Here is a 20,229-nt window from a genome sequence, read left to right on the forward strand (position 1 = left end):
GTGCGCATTAGCCAGCACCCCGTGCCGGAGAATCCGTTTCCGGCCCCGAAACGGGTTGAAAAAGACCTTCCGTTTACACCATTGTCCTATGCAAAATGAGGGGGGCTGGAAAAGCGGTTCAAAAAAATCCTTATAAAATCAGGGTTTTTTATAGACTGCCGCAAAGAGGACTGAAAGATATGTGTTTTTTTTGCCACACCTGTTCCGGATGGCGCATTTTGCCCATTCTCAAGCCGGGCCAGACAGGCTAATCCCCGCTTCATAGCTTGCGGGTAATCTCAGGCTGCCCTGTCTCGGGGCAAATCCATTGCCCGATCACAAGACGGGGCTCTGCCCTGCAACAACAGATTAAGGACTGAAACATGCGTCTTCGCGCAGCGTTACTGGCAACCAGCCTGCTGGCAGCGACACCGTTCGCAGCCAAGGCCACGACCATCACCGGCCCGTATGTCGATATCGGCGGCGGCTACAACCTGACCCAGACCCAGCACATGCGCCCCGGCGGCACGGATGATGGCGAGGGCATGGGCCGCGTTGGCCACCGTCATGGCTGGACCGGCTTCGGCTCGGTTGGCTGGGGCTTTGGCAACGGCCTGCGCGCTGAAGTCGAAGGCGCGTATAACTGGTCGGAAATCTACCGCAAGAGCGGTAGCGACAAGGGCAGCGACCGCTCCTATGGCGGTTTCATCAACGTGCTGTATGACATCGACCTGAAGCGCCTGTTCAACATTGATGTGCCCGTCACGCCGTTCGTCGGTGTTGGTGCCGGTTACCTCTGGGAGAACGTGAACAGCAACACCATGGTGGCCATGGGTGGCGCAAGCAGCCCGAACGCCCGCCTGCACGGCACCAATGGCAGCTTCGCCTACCAGGGTATCGTCGGTGCAGCCTATGACATTCCGGGCGTACCCGGCCTGCAGATGACCACCGAATACCGCATGGTTGGCCAGGTCGAGTCCTTCGGCATGGGCTACATCAAGGGTGAGGCGACCGATGGCAGCGGTAGCGGCGGCGTGCGCTTCGACCACCGCTTCAACCACCAGTTCATCGTAGGCGTCCGCTACGCGTTCAACAACGCGCCGCCGCCGCCGCCGCCGGCTCCCGCCGTCGTGCCGCCCGCACCGACCGCAGCGCGCACCTACCTGGTGTTCTTCGACTGGGACGGCGCAGCCCTCACCGGCCGCTCGCGTGAGATCGTGGCCGAAGCCGCACAGGCTTCCACCCACGTCCAGACCACGCGCATCGAGGTCAACGGCTACACCGACAACACTTCCGCCCATCCGGGTCCGCGCGGTGAGAAGTACAACCTTGGCCTGTCCATGCGTCGTGCCGACAGCGTGAAGGCTGAACTGATCCGTGACGGCGTGCCCGCCAACGCCATCGACATCCATGGCTACGGCGAAGCCCACCCGCTGGTGCCCACCGGTCCCGATACCCGTGAGCCCCAGAACCGTCGCGTCGAGATCATCCTGCACTGATCCCGACCAGATTGGTCAAAGGAAAGGGAGCCTCCGGGCTCCCTTTTTTTGTTTTTGAAACTTTGTTTAATATTGCCTGCGTGTCAGCCAGACTGTGTCATCTGCGCCACAAAATCTGCAAAATCTTCTGGCACAAGATTGGTTGCAACAATTGAAATATTGCGCAAGTCGTTGTTTCAAAATGAAAAAACATCAATCATGCATTAGCCTGCACAGCATGTTACTTTTATGCACGCCTGGAACAGCGGGCAGCGCGGAACCACATGTCTGGCATCGTGTTTAAGTGACGAGATCGATTAATCATCGCATCATGGCAATGATGTCGTTTACAAAGAAGTAATAACATGAGGAAGGACTACCAGATGCGTCTCCGCTCTGCCCTGCTGGCAACCAGCCTGCTGGCAGCGACACCGTTCGCAGCCAAGGCCACGACCATCACCGGCCCGTATGTCGATATCGGCGGCGGCTACAACCTGACCCAGACCCAGCACATGCGCCCCGGCGGCACGGATGATGGCGAGGGCATGGGCCGCGTTGGCCACCGTCATGGCTGGACCGGCTTCGGCTCGGTTGGCTGGGGCTTTGGCAACGGCCTGCGCGCTGAAGTCGAAGGCGCGTATAACTGGTCGGAAATCTACCGCAAGAGCGGTAGCGACAAGGGCAGCGACCGCTCCTATGGCGGTTTCATCAACGTGCTGTATGACATCGACCTGAAGCGCCTGTTCAACATTGATGTGCCCGTCACGCCGTTCGTCGGTGTTGGTGCCGGTTACCTCTGGGAGAACGTGAACAGCAACACCATGGTGGCCATGGGTGGCGCAAGCAGCCCGAACGCCCGCCTGCACGGCACCAATGGCAGCTTCGCCTACCAGGGTATCGTCGGTGCAGCCTATGACATTCCGGGCGTACCCGGCCTGCAGATGACCACCGAATACCGCATGGTTGGCCAGGTCGAGTCCTTCGGCATGGGCTACATCAAGGGTGAGGCGACCGATGGCAGCGGTAGCGGCGGCGTGCGCTTCGACCACCGCTTCAACCACCAGTTCATCGTAGGCGTCCGCTACGCGTTCAACAACGCGCCGCCGCCGCCGCCGCCGGCTCCCGCCGTCGTGCCGCCCGCACCGACCGCAGCGCGCACCTACCTGGTGTTCTTCGACTGGGACGGCGCAGCCCTCACCGGCCGCTCGCGTGAGATCGTGGCCGAAGCCGCACAGGCTTCCACCCACGTCCAGACCACGCGCATCGAGGTCAACGGCTACACCGACAACACTTCCGCCCATCCGGGTCCGCGCGGTGAGAAGTACAACCTTGGCCTGTCCATGCGTCGTGCCGACAGCGTGAAGGCTGAACTGATCCGTGACGGCGTGCCCGCCAACGCCATCGACATCCATGGCTACGGCGAAGCCCACCCGCTGGTGCCCACCGGTCCCGATACCCGTGAGCCCCAGAACCGTCGCGTCGAGATCATCCTGCACTGATCCCGACTCAAAAAAGGAAGCCTGCACAGGCTTCCTTTTTTACTTTTATTCTTACTCTACCTATTCTATGACATGACCACTTCACCTTAATGACAGGCCCGTCGCGCGCCCTGGCACCATCCCATACTCGGGAATAAGGATTATCTTTTGTCCAGACCTTCCTCTCAAAAAATCATGCAATTCCTTAAATTCGGGATTGTTGGTGCATTGGGGCTGGTGTGGGACACGACAACCGTTTACTCGCTGCGCCCCTTTGTCGGCCTGACAACCGCAACCATTGCCGCGTATTTCATCGCAGCCTCCATCAACTGGCTGATCAACCGGCTCTGGACCTTCCGCAATGCGGGCAACCAGCATCATTTCATTATCCAGTGGCTCCGCTTTCTTGCGGCGAACTCCCTGGGCTTTTTCCTGAACCGCGGCTGCGTGTTCATGCTGTTCCACACATCGCCCGTGTTCAAGGCCTATCCGGTGCTGGCGCTCGCGGCCGGTGCGTTAGCCGGCATGATGTCGAACTTCCATATCAGCCGTAAGCTGGTCTTCCATAAGGAACACCCCGCACCGGAACTGAAAACGGCGGAAATCGTGCCCTTTCAGCCCGAGCGCCCCGTGCCCCAGAAAGCGGTCTCGAGCCGCACCGCCGTGGTGAACACACGCAACAAGGTCGGGTAACGCGCCTGCGCCCCATAAGGGGTGGCCAGCGCATCAAGCTGGCGAATGCCGTCCTCTACCAGTTGTGTATACTCAGCACCCCCATAAAGCGTGATCCATGACCAGTATGGATTGCCCTCCCGCACGGTCAGCGGACTGGCATGCAGCCGTGCGCCGACTTCCGCATAGCCGATCAGGCATGGGGCCATGGTCACCATCAGGTCAAGCAGGTCGCCCGTCTGGGCGCGATCAAGTATAAAGCGACTATAGGCAAGTAATTCGAGCGATTCCTCGGCGTTTCCCAGTGTCGTTTCTTCTATGCCCCACTGGCGACAATAACCCACATGCATGGCCAGTTCCGTATCGAGTATGCCCGCCATCAGCCCTGCCGCATGGCGCATGCTGGCCACCGTATCGGCCTTGTACACCGCCAGCGCGCAGGCGCGGGCATACTGGATGAGGTACAGGTAGTCCTGAATCAGGAAATTGCGAAACGCCTCGGGCGGTAATGTGCCATCCGCAATACCGCGCACGAAGGGGTGGCGCACGAAGCCCAGCCACTGCGCCATGCAGTCACGCCGCAGGCGGCCGGCAAGCCCCGTGGTCAGCAGGGGCCAGTCGCGTTCGGCCTGCCATTCATCATCCATGGTTGTGTCCTTTTGTGCTGGAGCGTGCATGTCACGCATTCGCCATCTGGGGTTTACGCGCATGTTGGCACTTCCGGTCTGGTGCTACGTGCGCTAGGTGAATGAATCCGGTTTTACATCTATATCTTTCAATACAGGATCGTCTGTTTCCCGCCATGCCCACAACAAACGACATTCGTGCCACCTTCCTCGACTATTTTGCCGGGAACGGGCATCAGATCGTGCCGTCCTCGTCACTGGTGCCGCATAACGATCCGACACTGCTCTTTACCAATGCGGGTATGGTGCAGTTCAAGAACGTGTTCACCGGGCAGGAAACGCGCCCCTATTCCCGCGCCACCACAGCCCAGAAGGTCGTGCGCGCAGGCGGCAAGCACAACGACCTGGACAATGTGGGCTACACCGCCCGCCATCATACCTTCTTCGAGATGATGGGGAATTTCTCGTTCGGGGACTATTTCAAGGCGGAAGCCATTGAACTGGCCTGGAAGCTGGTCACCGGCACCTTCGGCCTGCCCAAGGAAAAGCTGCTGACCACCGTCTATGCCGATGACGAGGAAGCCGCCAGCCTGTGGCGCAAGATCGCCGGCCTGTCCGATGACCGCATCATCCGCATCCCCACCTCCGACAATTTCTGGCGCATGGGCGATACCGGCCCCTGCGGCCCGTGCTCGGAAATCTTCTACGACCACGGCCCCGAAGTGGCGGGCGGCCCTCCCGGCTCGCCTGATGAGGACGGCGACCGGTTTACCGAGATCTGGAACCTCGTGTTCATGCAGTATTTCGAGAACCCGCCCGGCACGCGCTCGCCGCTGCCGCGCCCCTCGATTGACACCGGGCTGGGGCTGGAGCGCTTTGCCGCCATCCTGCAGGGCAAGCGCGACAATTATGATACCGACACCTTCCGCGCGCTGATCCTGGCCTCGGCCGAGGTCACGGGGCAGGACCCCGATGGCCCGTTCAACGCCAGCCACCGCGTGGTGGCCGACCACCTGCGCTCGACCTCGTTCCTGATTGCCGATGGCGTGCTGCCATCCAAAGACGGTCGTGGCTACGTGCTGCGCCGCATCATGCGCCGCGCCATGCGCCACCTGCACCTTATGGGCACGACGGAGCCGACGTTCTACCGGCTGGTCCCCGCGCTGATCCGGCAGATGGGCGAGGCCTATCCCGAACTGATCCACGCCCGCGCCCTGATCGAGGAGACGATGAAGGGCGAGGAACTGCGCTTCAAGGCGATGCTCGACCGTGGCCTGTCGCTGCTGGCCGACGAGACCGAGCGCCTGGGCGATGGCGCGCCGCTCCCCGGCGATGTGGCCTTCAAGCTGTATGACACCTTCGGCTTCCCGCTTGACCTGACACAGGACGCCCTGCGCGGCACCAGCCACGGCGTGGACGTGGAAGGCTTCAACGAGGCGATGGACGTGCAGCGCAAGCGCGCCCGCGCCGCCTGGAGCGGCTCGGGCGACAGCGCGACCGAGACCGTGTGGTTCGAGGCGCGCGACACCTTCGGTGCAACCGAGTTCCTGGGCTACACCACCGAGACCTCGGATGCTGAGGTGCAGACCGTGGTGGTGGATAACGCGCAGGTCGAAGCCGCAGGCCCCGGCACCAAGGTGGCCCTGCTGCTCAACCAGACCCCGTTTTATGGCGAGAGCGGCGGCCAGGTGGGCGATACCGGCACCATCACGGCACCCGGCCTGCACATTGCCGTAACCGATACCCAGAAGAAGCTGGGCGACCTGCTGGTGCATTACGGCACCGTCATCGAAGGCACGGTCAAGCCCGGCATGGCCGTGACCGCGCAGGTGGATCACGACCGCCGCAGCGCCATCCGCGCCCACCATTCGGCAACGCACCTGCTGCACGAGGCCCTGCGCCGCAGGCTTGGCGCGCATGTAACCCAGAAGGGCAGCCTGAACGCGCCCGACCGCCTGCGCTTTGACGTAAGCCAGCCCCGCCCGATCACGCCCGAGGAACTGGCCGAGATCGAGGCCGAGGTGAATGCCCGCATCCGCGAGAACACGGATGTGACCACACGGAGCATGACGCCGGAAGAAGCCATCGAGCAGGGTGCGATGGCCCTGTTCGGCGAGAAATATGGCGATGAGGTCCGCGTTGTTTCCATGGGCGGGCCGGAAGAAGGCCGCGCGGGCTGGTCGATCGAACTGTGTGGTGGCACGCATGTGCGCCGCACGGGCGATATCGGGCTGTTCCGCATCACGTCCGAAAGTGGTGTATCCTCCGGCGTGCGCCGCATCGAGGCCGTGACCGGGCTTGCCGCGCAGAACGCGACACTGGCCACCGAGGAACGCCTGAACCAGATCGCCGCCATGCTGCGCGTGCCTGCAGCCGAGGCACCCGAGCGCCTGGCCGTGGTGCTGGAAGAACGCAAGGCGATGGAGCGCCAGATTTCCGACCTGCAGCGCAAGCTGGCCTCGGGCAGCCAGGCGGCGGCCACCATTGCCGAGATCGGCGGTATCAGGCTCGATGCCCGCAATGTGGGCGAACTGCCACCCAAGGAACTCAAGCCGCTGGCGGATTCGCTGCGCAAGGAAATCGGCTCGGGCGTGATTGTGCTCGTCTCGACCGCCGATGGCAAGGGCAGCATCGTCGTTGCCGCAACACCCGACCTTGCCGAGAAGGTCGATGCCGTCACCCTGGTGCGCGCGGCCAGTGCCGCCATGGATGGCAAGGGCGGCGGCGGCCGGCGTGACATGGCGCAGGCGGGCGGCCCCGACATCAGCAAGGCCGATGCCGCCCTTGAGGCGGTGCGTGCCGCCCTGGCACAGGCGGCTGGCGCCTGAACGGGCCATCCGGCGTTTTCATATATCAATGCAACGGCGCATCTCGGTGCGCCGTTGTGCTGTACGGCACTTGCCGCAAGACAGAAATACTTCAATGCATAAAGTTAATATTCATTAACTATATTATGATAACATAGTATTTCCGTATAACTTCATAGCGAAACAAATGGGACTGCCAGATGTTTCCATGATATAGATGAAGCGGGACATGCCTCCGACCGGTGCATAGCCCCTTGATGCCACGACAGGACATGACTTCACACCGGTCCGGACATTCAGGTGACAGGATATTACAATGGCCCATACCAATACTGCCCGGGAAACCCTCATCGAACTGCTGCACGGGGTGGAGCGTTTCAATACCGAAGTCTTTCCCCAGAACCGCGACCTCTTCGCCAGCCTGGCCGAGAGCCAGTCCCCCGATACGCTGTTCATTGCCTGCGCCGACAGCCGGGTGAACCCCAGCATGATCACCCAGACCCAGCCGGGCGACCTGTTCGTGCTGCGTAATATCGGCAACATCGTGCCCGCCTATGGCGAGATGCTGGGCGGCGTGTCATCGGCCATCGAATACGCGGTCAGCGCGCTCAAGGTGTCGCACATCATCGTCTGCGGGCATTCCAACTGCGGCGCGATGAAGGCTCTGCTCGACCCGCAGGCCAGCCACCTCGACAAGATGCCCACCGTGGCAAGCTGGCTGCGCAATGCCGAGGCCGCGCGCGCCGTGCTCGAGGCCACCGATGCCGGGCCCGCCACCGTGCGCAGCCTGTCGGAGCAGAACGTGCAGCTCCAGATCGCGCATCTGCGCACCCACCCTGCCGTGGCGGCGGGGCTTGCCCGCGGCACCCTGACATTGCAGGGATGGTTCTATGATATTGCCAGCGGGGAAGTGGTGGTGCTCGATGAAACCTCGCGCACCTTCATCCATGTCGATGAAGCCATTGCCAAGCTGCGCGCCCAGCAGGCTGACAGCGCCACGGCGTAACCTGCGGCCCAGGGCCGCCGCAGCCCTGGCCGGGCTGGCCATGATGTGGGCTGCCTGCCCCGCATGGGCGGCAGGCAGCCTGAAGGTTGCGACATGGAACCTGGAATGGCTGACCACGCGCGCGCAGGGTGATCCCGCCCTGCCGCCCGATGTGAGGCCCCGCACGCCCACCGACATGGCGCGGCTGGCGCATTATGCCAGCCACCTTGCCCCCGATATCGTAGCCCTTGAGGAAGTGGACGACCCGGCCCTTGCCGCCAGCCTCTTCCCGGCACCTGCCTATCATCTCTTCATAACCGGAGATTCCGTGGTGCAGCGGGTCGCCGCCGCCGTGCGGGCCGACCTGACCGTGGTGCGCCACCCCGATGTCACGGCGCTCGATGTCTATGCCACCGATGCGCCGCGCCACCTGCGCGCGGGGCTGGACCTGACCATAGGCACGGGTGCTGACAGCCTGCGCGTGCTGGTGGTGCACCTCAAGGCCGGATGCCGCGATTCCAGCCCCACCGACCGCAGGCCCGCCTGCGCCACCCTGCGGCGGCAGGTGGCCGTGGTGGAGGACTGGATCATGGAGCGGCAGGATGAAGGCGAGCCCTTCGCCGTAATGGGCGATTTCAACCGCCTGTTCGCCCCCGATGACCCGATGCTGCACATTTTAGGCGAAAATGGTCCCCTCACGCTGGCCACGGCCGGGCACGCCAGCCCGTGCGGGGCGGGAACCTACTTCATAGACCATATCATCATGGGGGGTGCTGCGCGCGACTGGCTGCAGCCGGGCAGCCTGCGCGTGATGCTCTATCGTGACCGGGCGGTCGACGGCACCGCCCACCTGTCCGATCACTGCCCGGTCTCGGTGCGGCTTTCGCTTCCCTGAGGGGCGGGCCTTATTCGGGCCAGATGCCCGAGGCGTGCAGGGCGCTCCACCCCACCATCACCACGATCATCACGAACACCACCGCCCCCATGAGCTGGAACAGTTCCTTATAGGGCATGAGTGGCGGGGCTCCCGCCGCATCAACCGCCGCCTGCGTGGTGGCCACGGCATCATGCGGGGTGGCGACAACCTGCGTCTGCGCCTCGGGCACGGGGCCGGGATCGGGGGTCGTGCTCGCGGCCATGGCCGCTTCATCTTCCTGCACGGCTTCATGCAGGGCCTCAACCGGGTGTTCCACCCCTACGGGCACAGCGGACTGCGCCACCACGGCCGGATCCTGATCGGGGGTATCGGTCATCGACGCTGTACTCCTGCTTTCGCCAAGTCTGTGCCATATATAGCAGCCCGGCACGGTAACGAGGGCACACGATAGGACATCCCGTGCCATACTGCCACATGCCCCATGAACAGGAGAGACGCATGCCAGCCCTGAAACCGACCCGCCGGGAGTGCCTCGCAGCCCTGGCTGCCAGCCTGCTGCCCCTGGCCGTGCCCGGCATGGCCCATGCGGGCAGGCCGCTGCGCATCGGCATGATCGGGGCGGGGCATGTCGGCACCACGCTGGGGCGGTTATGGACGCGGGCGGGCCATCAGGTCATGTTCAGCGCGCTCGAGCACAAGGAGGCGGAAAAACGGGCATCGGAGTTCTATCCCCTCGCTCGCGCGGGCACGGTGCAGGAGGCCGCGAAGTTTGGCGATGCCGTGGTGCTGGCCGTGCCCTATGGCGCCCTGCCCCAGCTTGGCCACACCATTGGCTCCATCGTGGGCGCGAAGCCGCTGATTGACGTGACCAACCCCTATGGCTGGCGCGATGGCAAGATCGGGCGGCTGGCGCTGCGCAACGGGGCGGGTATTACCACGCAGTCGCTCTTCCCTGCCGCATCCGTGGTGCGGGCCTTCAACTCCGAGGACATGACCACGCTTGCCGCCCAGACCTGGCGGCCGCCGCCGCGCCTGGCCCTGCCCATGGCAGGCGACGTGATCCAGGCGCTGTACGTGGCGGGCTGGCTGATCCATGATGCGGGGTTCGACCCGGTCATGGCGGGCCCGCTTTCAACGGCCAGCCTGTTCCAGCCCGGCGGCCCGGCGTTCGAGGCGCAGATGAACGCCACCGACCTGCGCCACCTGCTCGGTGTTACGGCCAACAACCCCGTTGACCGCGCGCTTGCCACTCAGTTCGCGGGCGGGATGTAATTCGCCTGCCGTAGCGCGAAGCCGAACTGCACCCAGCCAATGCCCGCCGCAATCAGCTCGACGGCAATGAACGTGCCGATCAGCCACAGCCCCGACCACGGCAGGGTCACATACAGGCACACCCCCACCAGCAGGCTGATCAGCCCGCCAAGCAGGATGAACCACCACCCCTGCAGCCCGCGCTGCTGGAACGCCATGATGATGCGCGCGATGCCCGACACCACCAGGCAGGCGGAAATGAAGAGGGTGATGACCATGGAGCCGGTGCTCGGCTCCTCCATCATCATCGTGCCTGCAAGGATATAGAGCGCACCGCCCGCAATCGACATGAGCCGCCCGCTCCAGTCGCGCACCACGAAGGCGTGCACAAGCTGCACCGTGCCCGCCACGAACAGGAGCACGCCAAACAGGATGGTGCTGGCAAGTGATACGGCCAGCGCATCCACCCATGCCATGATGCCCAGCCCGAACGAGATCGCGCCCAGCCCCACAAAGAGCGGCCAGCGCTGCGTCAGTGACGTATCCATTGAGTGAATCCCCGTGTCTGTTGATGGATGTGGTTCATCCGCATGCTGCCCGTTTCATAACAGGCCGCGCCCCATATGCGATACAGGCTTTGTGGCAATGATTGACACGCACCCCCCGGTACTTCTATACGCGCCCGACTGCCGGGAACGTGGACGATACGGCTGGTGCCCATGGGTGATTGCTCCCCGGTGCCGGTAATACGGATCGCGCCCGCCCTGTTCATGGGGAACAGGGCCTACCGGTGCCACACCATGGCCTCAGGCTCACGCCGCAGGCCATGCAGATTGAAGAGAAGAGAGCGCACCATGAGCAAGCGCCTTGAGAGCAAGTATAAAATCAACCGCCGCCTTGGCGTAAACCTGTGGGGCCGCGCCAAGTCGCCGGTCAACAAGCGCGAGTATGGCCCCGGCCAGCACGGCCAGCGCCGCAAGCAGAAGCCTTCTGACTTCTCCGTGCAGCTGATGGCCAAGCAGAAGCTCAAGGGCTACTACGGCAACATCGGCGAGAAGCAGTTCCGCAAGTATTACGATGAGGCCGTGCGCCGCAAGGGTGATACCTCGGAGAACCTGATCGACCTGCTCGAGCGCCGGCTGGATGCGGTGGTGTACCGCCTGAAGTTCGCGATCACCCCGTTTGCCGCGCGTCAGTTCATCAGCCACGGCCACATCACGGTCAATGGCCGCAAGGTCAACATCCCCTCCTTCCTGGTGCGTGATGGCGACGTGATCGAAGTGCGCGAGAAGTCCAAGCAGCTCGCCATCGTGCTCGATGCCGCCCAGAGCGGCGAGCGTGACGTGCCGGAATACATGGAAGTGGACCACCGCCAGATGAAGGGCTCCTTCCTGCGCAGCCCCAAGCTGTCGGATGTGCCCTATCCAGTGCAGATGGAACCGAACCTGGTCATCGAATTCTACTCTCGCTGATCAAGTCCCGGAACCGGGCAGGCGTGACGCCGGGCGTGGGGATTTTTCCCTGCGTCCGGCGTCCGCGTTTCTGGCCCCTGCCCGCTTCCGCCTCCCTTCCGCCAGGCCAGCCGCAGGAATGGACAAGACCGTGACCGCCACCGCCGCCGAAACCCCGCTTGCCGCCGAAATTACCCGCCGGCGCACATTCGCCATCATCTCGCACCCTGATGCGGGCAAGACCACGCTGACCGAGCGCATCCTGCGCGCGGGCGGCGCGATCCAGATGGCAGGCAACGTGCGGGCCAAGGGCGAGCGGCGGCGCACGCGCTCGGACTGGATGGGAATCGAGCGCGACCGCGGCATTTCGGTCGTGACCTCGGTCATGACGTTCGAGTATGGCGGCTGCATCTTCAACCTGCTCGATACGCCGGGCCATGAAGACTTCTCGGAAGATACCTACCGCACGCTGACGGCAGTGGACGCCGCCGTGATGGTGATCGACGCCGCCAAGGGCATCGAGGCCCGCACGCGCAAGCTGTTCGAGATCTGCCGCCTGCGCGACATTCCCATCGTCACCTTCATCAACAAGATGGACCGCGAATCGCAGGATCCGTTTGCCCTGCTTGATGAAATCTCGTCCTCGCTGGCACTTGATGTCTCGCCCGCCACATGGCCGGTGGGCCGTGCCGCCAAGTTTGTCGGCACCTACGATATCCACAAGCGCGAACTGCATGTGACCGAGGAGCTGGACCAAAGCGACCCGCGCATGGTGCAGCTGGGCGAGGAACTGGAACTCGTTGAGGCCGCCCTGCCGGAATTCGATCTTGAAAGCTTCAATGCGGGCCACCTGACCCCGGTGTTCTTCGGCAGTGCGATGAAGGAAATCGGTGTGACCGACCTGCTCGACGCGCTGGCCGCCTTCGGCCCGCCCCCGCGCGATCAGGCTACCGAAACACGCAACGTGCGCGCTGATGAACCGGCACTCACCGCCCTGGTGTTCAAGATCCAGGCCAACATGGACCCCAACCACCGCGACCGCATGGCCTTCGCGCGCATCTGCTCGGGCAAGCTGCAGCGCGGCATGCGGCTCAAGCATGTGCGCATTGGCAAGCAGTTCGCGCTGCACACGCCGCAGTTCTTCTTCGCCCGCGACCGGCAACTGGCCGAGGAAGCATTCGCGGGCGACGTGGTGGGCATTCCCAACCACGGCACGCTGCGCATTGGCGACACGCTGACCGAGGGCGAGGACCTGCGCTTTACCGGCGTGCCCTATTTCGCGCCCGAAATCCTGCGTCGCGTGCGGCTTGATGATGCGATGAAGGCCAAGAAGCTGCGCCAGGCCCTGACTGAACTGGCGGAGGAAGGCGTGGTCCAGCTCTTCCGCCCACAGGATGGTGCACCGCCGATCGTGGGCGTGGTCGGCACGCTGCAGCTTGATGTGCTGCAATCACGCCTGAAGGGCGAATACGGGGTGGCCATCGGCTTCGAGTCGACGCCCTACAACCTTGCCCGCTGGGTCACCGGCCCGCGTGAACGGCTGGAAGCCTTCTGCATGGCCAACCGCACGGCCATGGCGGATGATATTGATGGTGACCCGGTCTTCCTCGCCTCATCGGCGTTCATGATGAAGCGCACGGCTGAGGGCAACCCGGAGCTGACCTTCCACGACATCAAGCAGATCGGCCAGGAAATCGGCTGACCGCGCGGGCGAGGCCCTTATGGGGTCTTGCCTATCCCTGCCTGTCTGCCCCATCTAGGCGCATCATGTCCGACACCACACAGCCCCGCCTGCACCTGCACGATAGCAGGACGCGCAGCACCGTTCCCTTCACGCCGCTCGCCCCTGATAACGTGCGGGTCTATTACTGCGGCCCCACGGTCTATGACCTGGCGCATATCGGCAACCTGCGCGCCATGCTGACCGCCGATGTGCTGGTGCGCCTGCTGCGCCACCTGTATCCGCACGTCACCTACGTGCGCAACATCACCGACGTGGATGACAAGATCAACGCCCGTGCCCATGCCAACAATGAGTCGATTGCCGACCTGACCGCGCGCACGATCCATGATTTCCATGAGGATCTGGCCGCCGTCAGCATCCTGCCGCCCGATATCGAACCCCGCGCCACGCACCATATTGGCGAGATGCAGGACATGATCGCCCGCCTGATCGAAAGCGGCCATGCCTATGAGGCCGAGGGCCATGTGCTGTTTGCAGTGGACACCTACGCCTCCTACGGCGCGCTGTCAGGCCGCAGCCCTGATGACCTGATTGCCGGCGCCCGCGTCGAAGTCGCCCCCTACAAGCGCAATGCCGGTGACTTCGTGCTGTGGAAACCATCCGATGCCGAAACCCCGGGCTGGGACAGCCCGTGGGGCCGGGGCCGTCCGGGCTGGCATATCGAATGCTCGGCCATGTCGCACCGCTACCTGGGCGAGAGCTTTGACATCCATGGCGGCGGCTCGGACCTGTTGTTCCCGCACCACGAGAACGAACGCGCCCAGAGCATGTGCTGCCACCCGCACGGGCACTTCGCCAATCACTGGGTGCACAACGCCATGCTGCTGGTGAACGGGGAGAAGATGTCGAAATCGCTCGGCAACTTCCTGACCGTGCGCGACGTGCTGCGCGACACTCCCGCCGAGGCCCTGCGCCTTCTGCTGCTACGTGCGCAGTACCGTTCGGTGCTGAACTTTACGCAAGAAGGGCTGGGCGAGGCCAGGCAGATGCTCGACCGCTTCTACCGCGCGCTCGAGGCCCTTGACCCTGCGCAGGAGCCTGTAGCACCGCCCGAGAGCGTGGTGAGCGTTCTGTGCGATGACCTGAACACGCCCCGCGCGCTGGCCGAGATGCACGCGCTGGCCGACAGGGCCGTGGCGGGTGACAGCATGGCCGCAGCGCAGCTCAAGGCAGCGGGCAACCTGATCGGCCTGCTGCATGACACGCCGGAGGCGTGGTTCCGTGGCGCAGCGAACGTCGACCCGGCGGAAATCGAGCGGCTGATTGCCGAGCGGCTGGCCGCGCGCAAGGCGCGAGACTTCGCCCGCGCGGATGAAATCCGCAACACCCTCGCGGCACAGGGCATCGTGCTTGAAGATGGCCCGCAGGGCACGACATGGAGGCAGGCATGACCGGCCGTGATGGCGGGGCGGATATCGGCCCCATTGGCAACAGCCCTGTCGTGATCCTTGTCCGGCCCCAGATGGCCGAGAACATTGGCACCACCGCGCGCGCCATGGCCAATGGCGGGCTGTTCCACATGCGCCTCGTCGCCCCGCGCGATGGCTGGCCGCTGGAGCGCGCATGGCGCAGCGCCTCCGGCGCCGACCGCATCCTTGAATCCGCCCAGGTGTTTGAAACCGTGGATGACGCGGTGGCCGACCTGCACCACGTATTTGCCACCTGCCCGCGCCCGCGCCACATCGTAAAGCCCGTGCTGACGGCACGCGGGGGGGCCGCCGAATTGCGCGAGATGACCGATCGCGGTCTGAAGGTAGGGTTGATGTTCGGCCCCGAACGCGCGGGGCTGGATAACGAGGACATGGCCCGCGCCGATGCGCTGATCCGTTACCCGCTCAACCCCGCCTTCATGTCGCTCAACCTGGCACAGGCGGTGATGATCATGGCCTATGAGTGGTGGATGGCGAAGGATGATACCCCGCCGCGCACGCTCATGACCAACGAAACGCATGTGGCCACCCGGGGCGAGCTCGACAACTTCATGCGCCACCTGATTGGCGACCTTGATGAATGCGGCTTCCTGCGCAATGAGCAGAAGCGGGCAGGCATGGTGCGCAACCTGCGGCACTTCTTCCTGCGCGGTGAGGTCACCGAGCAGGAACTGCGCACGCTGCATGGCGTGGTGACCGAGCTTTCACGCGGGCGCAAGGCGCGGCAGGACAGGAAATAACAAACCTTTCCGGGGCCGCCTTTTTTCAAAAAGGCGGCGTTTCCCGAAGCTTTTTGAAAAAAGCTTCACCAAAAACTTTCAATCCAAAAAGGCCCGGTTTTCATGCCGGGCCTTTTTCGTATCAGCGTGCGGCGATCTGGAGCCGGTCGGCCACCCGGGCGCGGCCCATCAGCGGTAACAGGTCGCGCATTTCCGGCCCGCTGTCTTCACCCGTCAGCGCCAGGCGCAGGGGGTGGAACAGGCCCCGCCCCGTGCGGCCCGTGCTCTCTTTCACCGCGGCGGTCCATGTCTTCCACGTGGTTTCATCCCACGGCTCGGCAGGCAGCGACTCGAGTGCGTGCAGCAAGAAGGGGCGGTCCGCCTCCTCGATCACCGGCGGCACGATGTCGCCTGCCACCACATCCCACCACTGGCGCAGTTCGCCCGCCATATCCACATTGCCCCGCACGGCCAGCCAGAAGGCTTCGGTCGCCCCTTCGGGCAGGCGGGAGCGGATTTCCTCAAACGGCATGGCGTGCATGATGCGCCGGTTCAGCCCCAGCAGCTGCCGCATGTCAAACCGCGCCGCTGAACGGGAAACACGCCCGGGGTCATAGGTCCTGGCCAGTTCATCAAACGAAAGTGGCGCCGGGTCATCCGCGCTGCCCAGCCGGGCAAGGTAGGAGACGATGGCCGAAGGCTCGACCCCATCCTGCCGCAATGCGCGAATCGACAGCCCGTCGAACCGCTTGGACAGCTTGCCGCCGCCCTCATCAAGCAGCAGCGGCAGGTGCGCGAAGGTGAAGCGGTTGCGCTTGGCCCCCAGCGCCTCGGCAATGTCGATCTGCACGCCGGTATTGGTCACATGGTCCTCGCCACGGATGATGTGGGTGATGCCCAGCTCCATGTCATCCACCACCGAGGCCAGCGTGTACAGCACCGTGCCATCGGCCCGCACCAGAACGGGGTCGGAAATGGCGGGCAGCTTGACCCGGCAAGACCCCATAACAAGGTCGTTCCACTCCACCGTGCGGTGATCGGACAGCTTGAAGCGCCAGTACGGCACCTTGCCATTGGCCTCGGCCTGCGCGCGCTGCGCGGGGGTCATGCGCAGCATGGCGCGGTCATAGACCGGCGGCTTGCGCATGCGGATGCGCGCCTCGCGCTTTGAGGCCAGCTCCTGCTCGCTCTCGAAACACGGGTAAAGCCGCCCGCTGGCCTTGAGCGCCTCGATGGCCAGCGCGTAGCGGTCCAGCCGGTCGGACTGGCGCACGAATTCATCCCACTCCATGCCCAGCCAGTGCAGGTCGTCCTGTAGGGCCTGCACGTATTCCTCCTTCGAGCGGGCACGATCGGTATCGTCAATCCGCAGCAGGAAGCGGGCCTTGTGGCGGCGGGCGAACAGGGCATTGGCAATGGCCTGACGCGCATTGCCAACATGGATCAGCCCGGTCGGGCTAGGCGCAAAACGGAGTTTCATGCCCCTTATATGCGGCGATTACGCCCCGAACGCCAGAGAACACATGCATGAAACGGGTGTCGCCTTTTTTCAGGAAGGCGGCGTTCCCTGAAGCTTTCTGAAAAAAGCTTCACCAGAAATTTTTCTCTGCCCTGCTGGGCTTTCAGGCCTCTTCCTCATCATCGCCCCGGCGGGGGTCGAAGGCACGCCAGTCGCGCTCCATGGGGGTGGCGGCGTGGGCTGCGAAATCATCGAGTTCATTGGCCGAACGCCAGCCCTGCTCGCCCGCTTCAAGCACCTCCGCATCCTCGCCAAACGCGAACCAGGCCTTGAGGATGTCGGCTGCCGAAAGGCCAGCCATGCGGCAACGCTCGATGCTGTCGCGCACATAGGCGCGCGCAAAGGCGTTGGCCTGGATCAGGTCGGGAAAGCCGCCCACCTCCTCGACGATATTGTCCTCGGCGCCGCCGGACAGGTCGATGATGCGCACGCGCCAGCCGCCCTCGGGGGCAAAGATGTTTTCTGACAAGATGAAGCCTTTCGTTATTCGGGGGCAGGGGGCGCGCGGCGCAGCAGGAACTCCCGCCCCACCTTGACCCGGGGCACGTCGTCATACGCCACGATATCCGCCGTGGCGTAAGTCTCGGACCAGCGGTCAGGGATGAACGAGCCCGTGCCGATCACATCCACCGGGGCATGGGCATCGGCCATGCTCAGGCATTTCTCAACGCTGAAACCCGATGAGGCGATAATGCGCACATGCGGGAATCCCGCCTCGTCCAGCACCTCGCGCATGCGCCAGATGGCCGCAGCCGAGACCCCGGTGCCGACAAGGTGGCTGAGTTCCTTGTCCGAGCGGTAGCGCCGGATGGTGCCCGGCGTGTAGCGCTCCAGCACGTCATAGGAGGATTGTGGGTCCAGCCCTTCAAGGAAGCGGCCGCCATGCGTGTCGAGCCGCACGGCCAGCCGCCCCTGCGCCGCAAGCTCGGGAAAGTGCCGGCACACTTCCAGCGCATCCGTCACCTCGCGGCCAAAATAGTCAACCAGCACCACCAGGTCCATTGCGGGATAGACCTCATGGAACATCTCGGCTGCCCGCAGGGTCGAGCCCGCATAGCCCACCAGCGCATGCGGCATGGTGCCCAGGCCGTGGGTGGTGCCGAAATAATGCGCCGTGGCGTCATTCGCGCCGCCAATGAAGCCATGCGCCCCTTCCTTCTGGGCGGCATGGCTGCCGACGGAGGCGGCATAGGCCATCTGCTCCTGCATGCCAAAGCCCGCGCAATGGCGGGCCTCCATGGCCAGAAAACGCACATGGGGCAGTGCCATGGCCATCTGGTAGGCATTATGGGCCGCGACGCAGGCCGGGCCGAGGCGCTGGAGCAACAGCGTCTCGAGCGGGGCAAGGGCTGCGAACGAGCCGGATATGTAAGCCAGCGGCTCGCCCGCCCCCACCCATGTGCCCTCGGGGTAGATGAGCGTGGTGTCAATGGCGATGCCACGCGCGCTGCCGACCGCGCGCAGCCACTCGGTCATGAGCCGGGGGGCGGAAATGGCCGGGCGGCGGAGGAAGACGGCATAGGTCACCTTCCTGTCGCCGAAATGCTCCACGATGGCGCGCGTGCGGTTGAAATACGCATCCGTGCGGGCTGCGATCATGTCATCCGCTGCACTGGCCAGCCTGTCACGGGCCGCCGGGTCACCCTGGGTCATTTCCCCTCCCTTCCCGCTTCCCGGCGGGGTCAGCGTGCCCCGCCAGCCATCCGGTGCATCCGCGTCTTCAGTTCCTCGGCCAGACGGAATGCCATCTCCAGCGACTGTTCCGCATTCAGGCGCGGATCGCAAAAGGTTTCATACCGCTCGCCCAGATCATCTTCCGTCAGGCGATGGGCGCCACCGATGCATTCGGTCACGTTCTGGCCCGTCATTTCAAAATGCACGCCACCGGGGCTGGCGCCCGCGGCCTCGAACACATCAAAGAAACCATGGATCTCGGAGAGGATGGCATCGAACGAGCGGGTCTTCACACCCGTCGAGGTCGAGCTGGTGTTGCCGTGCATGGGGTCGCACAGCCACGTGACCGTGCGGCCCGTGGCCATCACTTTCTCAAGCAGCGGCGGCAGGTGGTCGCGCACCTTGCCTGCCCCCATGCGCGAGATGAGCGAGATGCGCCCGGCCTCATCGGTGGGGTTGAGAATGTCGAGCAGCTGCTCGAGGTCCCCGATGGTGGTGGAAGGGCCAACCTTGATGCCGATGGGGTTGCGCACGCCGCGCAGGAACTCGACATGCGCGCCATCGGGCTGGCGGGTGCGGTCACCGATCCATACGAAATGGGCCGAGCAGTCATACCATTCGCCCGATGTCGAATCGATGCGGGTCAGCGCCTGCTCGTAAGGCAGCAGCAGCGCCTCGTGCGAGGTGTAGAACTCGGTCTCGTCGATCTGGGGCGTGGTGGTGGCGTTCAGGCCGCACGCCGCCATGAAGTCCAGCGTCTCGCCAATGCGCCCGGCCAGTTCGCCATAACGCTGTGCCAGCGGCGAGCGCTCGACAAAGCCGAGGTTCCAGCGATGCACCTCATGCAGGTTGGCATAACCGCCGCTGGCGAAGGCGCGCAGCAGGTTCATGGTGCCGACCGACTGGAAGTAGCCGGTTTCCATGCGCCTGGGGTCGGGAATGCGCGCGGCCTCGGTGAAGTCGGAGCCGTTGATGATGTCGCCGCGATAGGATGGCAGGGTCACGCCGTCCTTGGTCTCGGTATCCGATGAGCGCGGCTTGGCGTACTGGCCGGCCATGCGCCCGATCTTGATGACCGGCACCTTGGCGCCAAAGGTCAGCACCACCGCCATCTGCAACAGCACGCGGAAGGTGTCGCGCACGATATCGGCGGTGAATTCGCTGAAGCTCTCGGCGCACGCGCCGCCCTGCAGCACGAAGGCCTGCCCCGTGGCCGCCTTGGCCAGGTGGGCGCGCAGGCGGCGGGCCTCACCGGCGAAGACCAGCGGCGGGTAGCGGCGCAGGCGCGCTTCCACGCCGCCCAGGGCTGTCTCGTCGGGGTATCGCGGCATCTGCCGCGCGGGAAACGACCGCCAGCTCTCCGGCGTCCAGGCCTGCCGGGAAGAACTGTTGTGGCTGTGCGTCGCACTCATGGGTCGGATCCTAATTCCTCTTGATACAAGACACTCCTTTCCGCCCACGGGCGGAAGGGCCGCCTTTATGTCGAAAAAACCGGCATATGGCAAAGCCTGTTCGCGGCGCTTTGTGATATGGGTGGCC

General features: G+C 64.1%; 18 protein-coding genes. 11 read left to right on the top strand and 7 right to left on the bottom strand.

Features of this window, described 5'->3' with window-relative positions:
• The first annotated feature begins 362 nt into the window (after positions 1-362).
• The 3 genes from OQZ28_RS05690 to OQZ28_RS05700 all read left to right on the top strand — a co-directional run bounded on the left by OQZ28_RS05690 (position 363) and on the right by OQZ28_RS05700 (position 3,628).
• Positions 363-1,478 carry an OmpA family protein gene (locus OQZ28_RS05690; RefSeq protein WP_458135443.1) on the top strand — a complete coding sequence of 372 codons (1,116 nt, stop codon included), beginning with the start codon at positions 363-365 and terminating at the stop codon, positions 1,476-1,478.
• A gap of 362 nt (positions 1,479-1,840) precedes the next feature.
• Positions 1,841-2,956 (top strand): OmpA family protein, encoded by a 1,116-nt coding sequence (locus tag OQZ28_RS05695; protein WP_458135444.1) that lies wholly within the window; start codon positions 1,841-1,843, stop codon positions 2,954-2,956.
• Positions 2,957-3,130: 174 nt separating this feature from the next.
• Entirely contained in the window at positions 3,131-3,628 is a 498-nt protein-coding gene (locus tag OQZ28_RS05700) for a GtrA family protein (protein WP_458135445.1), read from the top strand.
• On the opposite strand, the gene tenA is transcribed toward OQZ28_RS05700, so the two are convergent.
• Positions 3,550-4,254, bottom strand: coding sequence for a thiaminase II (gene tenA, locus OQZ28_RS05705; protein ID WP_458135446.1), 705 nt, complete (start codon positions 4,252-4,254; stop codon positions 3,550-3,552). The genes OQZ28_RS05700 and tenA overlap by 79 nt on opposite strands.
• Before the next feature lie 155 nt (positions 4,255-4,409).
• Here tenA and alaS point away from each other — a divergent pair, with 155 nt between their 5' ends.
• From alaS to OQZ28_RS05720, 3 genes are all read left to right on the top strand, one after another.
• The gene (gene alaS, locus OQZ28_RS05710; RefSeq protein ID WP_458135447.1) at positions 4,410-7,061 is read left to right on the top strand and encodes an alanine--tRNA ligase; all 2,652 of its coding nucleotides are present in this window, start codon (positions 4,410-4,412) and stop codon (positions 7,059-7,061) included.
• A 295-nt stretch (positions 7,062-7,356) separates the two neighbouring features.
• Positions 7,357-8,046, top strand: coding sequence for a carbonic anhydrase (locus OQZ28_RS05715; protein ID WP_130730110.1), 690 nt, complete (start codon positions 7,357-7,359; stop codon positions 8,044-8,046).
• A gap of 40 nt (positions 8,047-8,086) precedes the next feature.
• Positions 8,087-8,920 carry an endonuclease/exonuclease/phosphatase family protein gene (locus tag OQZ28_RS05720; RefSeq protein ID WP_458135571.1) on the top strand — a complete coding sequence of 278 codons (834 nt, stop codon included), beginning with the start codon at positions 8,087-8,089 and terminating at the stop codon, positions 8,918-8,920.
• Between the two features lie 10 nt (positions 8,921-8,930).
• On the opposite strand, the gene OQZ28_RS05725 is transcribed toward OQZ28_RS05720, so the two are convergent.
• Positions 8,931-9,278 carry a hypothetical protein gene (locus OQZ28_RS05725; protein WP_458135448.1) on the bottom strand — a complete coding sequence of 116 codons (348 nt, stop codon included), beginning with the start codon at positions 9,276-9,278 and terminating at the stop codon, positions 8,931-8,933.
• 122 nt (positions 9,279-9,400) lie between these two features.
• Here OQZ28_RS05725 and OQZ28_RS05730 point away from each other — a divergent pair, with 122 nt between their 5' ends.
• The gene (locus OQZ28_RS05730; RefSeq protein ID WP_458135449.1) at positions 9,401-10,174 is read left to right on the top strand and encodes an NADPH-dependent F420 reductase; all 774 of its coding nucleotides are present in this window, start codon (positions 9,401-9,403) and stop codon (positions 10,172-10,174) included.
• Here the strand turns inward: OQZ28_RS05730 and OQZ28_RS05735 are convergent.
• A complete protein-coding gene (locus tag OQZ28_RS05735; RefSeq protein ID WP_130730113.1) occupies positions 10,153-10,701 on the bottom strand; it encodes an HdeD family acid-resistance protein in 549 nt (182 codons plus the stop codon). The two genes, OQZ28_RS05730 and OQZ28_RS05735, sit on opposite strands and share 22 nt — an antisense overlap.
• A 306-nt stretch (positions 10,702-11,007) precedes the next feature.
• Between OQZ28_RS05735 and rpsD the strand changes: the two genes are divergently transcribed.
• From rpsD to OQZ28_RS05755, 4 genes are all read left to right on the top strand, one after another.
• Positions 11,008-11,625: a 30S ribosomal protein S4 gene (gene rpsD / locus OQZ28_RS05740; protein ID WP_025437534.1), complete on the top strand. Its 618-nt coding sequence runs from the start codon at positions 11,008-11,010 to the stop codon at positions 11,623-11,625.
• A gap of 118 nt (positions 11,626-11,743) precedes the next feature.
• Complete coding sequence (locus OQZ28_RS05745; RefSeq protein ID WP_078526555.1) at positions 11,744-13,306, top strand: peptide chain release factor 3; 1,563 nt, start codon at positions 11,744-11,746, stop codon at positions 13,304-13,306.
• Positions 13,307-13,371: 65 nt separating this feature from the next.
• Positions 13,372-14,739, top strand: coding sequence for a cysteine--tRNA ligase (gene cysS, locus OQZ28_RS05750; RefSeq protein WP_130730114.1), 1,368 nt, complete (start codon positions 13,372-13,374; stop codon positions 14,737-14,739).
• Positions 14,736-15,518, top strand: coding sequence for an RNA methyltransferase (locus tag OQZ28_RS05755; protein ID WP_207303389.1), 783 nt, complete (start codon positions 14,736-14,738; stop codon positions 15,516-15,518). Before cysS ends, OQZ28_RS05755 begins: the two co-directional genes overlap by 4 nt.
• 121 nt (positions 15,519-15,639) lie before the next feature.
• Here OQZ28_RS05755 and gltX read toward each other — a convergent pair whose 3' ends face one another.
• The 4 genes from gltX to OQZ28_RS05775 form a co-directional block, all read right to left on the bottom strand.
• Positions 15,640-16,977 carry a glutamate--tRNA ligase gene (gltX, locus tag OQZ28_RS05760; protein WP_458135450.1) on the bottom strand — a complete coding sequence of 446 codons (1,338 nt, stop codon included), beginning with the start codon at positions 16,975-16,977 and terminating at the stop codon, positions 15,640-15,642.
• A 142-nt stretch (positions 16,978-17,119) separates the two neighbouring features.
• Entirely contained in the window at positions 17,120-17,485 is a 366-nt protein-coding gene (locus OQZ28_RS05765; protein WP_130730117.1) for a hypothetical protein, read from the bottom strand.
• 14 nt (positions 17,486-17,499) lie between these two features.
• Positions 17,500-18,669, bottom strand: coding sequence for a nicotinate phosphoribosyltransferase (locus OQZ28_RS05770; RefSeq protein ID WP_458135451.1), 1,170 nt, complete (start codon positions 18,667-18,669; stop codon positions 17,500-17,502).
• A gap of 29 nt (positions 18,670-18,698) precedes the next feature.
• The gene (locus OQZ28_RS05775) at positions 18,699-20,102 is read right to left on the bottom strand and encodes a class II 3-deoxy-7-phosphoheptulonate synthase (RefSeq protein WP_130730119.1); all 1,404 of its coding nucleotides are present in this window, start codon (positions 20,100-20,102) and stop codon (positions 18,699-18,701) included.
• Positions 20,103-20,229: the final 127 nt, after the last annotated feature.

The organism is Komagataeibacter sp. NFXK3, from assembly GCF_054182245.1.